The sequence below is a fragment of the Meiothermus cerbereus genome (genome assembly GCF_051297115.1).
Classification (GTDB): domain Bacteria; phylum Deinococcota; class Deinococci; order Deinococcales; family Thermaceae; genus Meiothermus; species Meiothermus cerbereus_A.
In genome coordinates, this window is record NZ_JBEVAL010000145.1 from 1 (window position 1) to 1,482 (window position 1,482).

2 protein-coding genes are annotated in these 1,482 nt (G+C 57.8%); both read right to left on the reverse strand.

Annotated features, from left to right (window positions below; all coding sequences use genetic code 11):
• Positions 1-62 precede the first annotated feature (62 nt).
• Positions 63-614 (reverse strand): protoglobin domain-containing protein, encoded by a 552-nt coding sequence (locus ABWU19_RS14800; protein ID WP_435902401.1) that lies wholly within the window; start codon positions 612-614, stop codon positions 63-65.
• A gap of 192 nt (positions 615-806) precedes the next feature.
• Positions 807-1,364 (reverse strand): protoglobin domain-containing protein, encoded by a 558-nt coding sequence (locus tag ABWU19_RS14805; protein WP_435902402.1) that lies wholly within the window; start codon positions 1,362-1,364, stop codon positions 807-809.
• Positions 1,365-1,482: the final 118 nt, after the last annotated feature.

The following is a 1,482-nucleotide window of genomic DNA, read 5'->3' on the forward strand; positions in this document are numbered from 1 at the left end:
TCATAGTGGCCTTAGTTTTTGCTTTCTAGCTCGGAATGTCTAGGTGGCAACTTGAGTTATGTTTAGCGGGCTTTTTCCAACAACACCCGCGCCCCCTCGACCAGGGCTTCTTGCTCGTCGTGGGTGTATTTGAGCCCTTCCCACAGCGCGCTAAAGTAACTCTCCTGCATGAGGGCAATTTCAATGGACATAATCTTTTCGAAAGCTGACATCGCAGCCAGAATTTCGGGCCCGCGTAAGGCGTTGCGGAGGTGCTCGAGGGTCAACTCCTGCACGATACCCACAGCTGGAATGTAGTGAGCAGGACGCACCCCCACCCTGGCATGAACCAACCCGATATACATCCGCCGCCTGGCGTATTGGGCATCGTACTGCCCGGAAAAAAGCTCACGGTACCAGGCCGCAAACGACTGGTACAGCCGCTCCACCCGGCCCGGTACGCCCCACAGAATTTGGTGCATCTCGGGGTCGCGCCCCAGGTAGTCGTAAAAAGCCAGGGCCACCTCGGGCGCCAGCGGGCCTGCGATGGGCTCGAGGCTCCGTAGGGTGTGGGCATGTTGCTCGGTCAGGCCCGTGCGGCGCATAAGGGTTTGCAGCAGCTCTCCAGCCTTCATCCCTGCGATTGTACTGTACGCATCCGAGTGGCTCATACCAGGTTTGGGTGAACAGTCTCCTACAGCGGTGGTTGTTCACCCCGACCGAGGCAACGATCCCCTTCGGGACGGAGTGTGCTCCGTATACCAGGTGGGTATCTCTGTAAAGCCGGCATCATAACCAACCGCCCGCCACAAAGCCCCCTACCAGGCTCAGTTGATTTTGCCCAGAATGGCCCTCGCCCCTGCTACCAGGGCTTTTTCCTGGTCGGCGGCCACGCCCAGGCGGTAGCCATACTCCATGGCCTGCATGTAGCTGTCCTGCATGAGAGCGGCCTCGATGGACATGATTTTTTCGAAGGCTTCCACCGCACTGAAAACTTCAGGCGAACGCAGGGTATTGCGCAGGTGCTCGAGCGACAGCTCTTGCACAATGCCAAAAGCGGGCATAATGAAGCTGGGCTTAACCCCTACCGCAGCGTGTACCAGCCCGATGCGGGCCCGCTTCTCCGCATATTCCGCGTCGTATTTTCCACAAAAAAGCTCCCGGTACCAGTCGGAAAAGCTTTGATACAGCCGCTCGACCCTCCCGGGAACCTCCCACAAAATAGCCCGCATCTCCTCATCCCGTCCTAGGTAGTCATAAAAAGCCAGGGCAATTTCCGAAGCCATGGGGGCCATCAGGGGCTCGAGCCTGCACAGTGTTTGGACGTGCTGCTCGAGCAGGCCCGTACGGCTAATCAATTTAGCCAATAGCAATCCGGCTTCCATTAGGGACGATTGTACCTTGACAAAAAAATTCTGAATAGACCCGGCCTTATAGAAGCGAGGGGGTGTGGGGGAGCTATAAAACCCACCCCCTTCAGGGATGGCCGCCTCGCCGTGGCGA

What these genes read in the sequence shown, in the direction of transcription:
- ABWU19_RS14800 (WP_435902401.1), bottom strand. Translation starts at nt 614, where the DNA reads ATGAAGGCTGGAGAGCTGCTGCAAACCCTTATGCGCCGCACGGGCCTG.
- ABWU19_RS14805 (WP_435902402.1), bottom strand. Translation starts at nt 1,364, where the DNA reads ATGGAAGCCGGATTGCTATTGGCTAAATTGATTAGCCGTACGGGCCTG.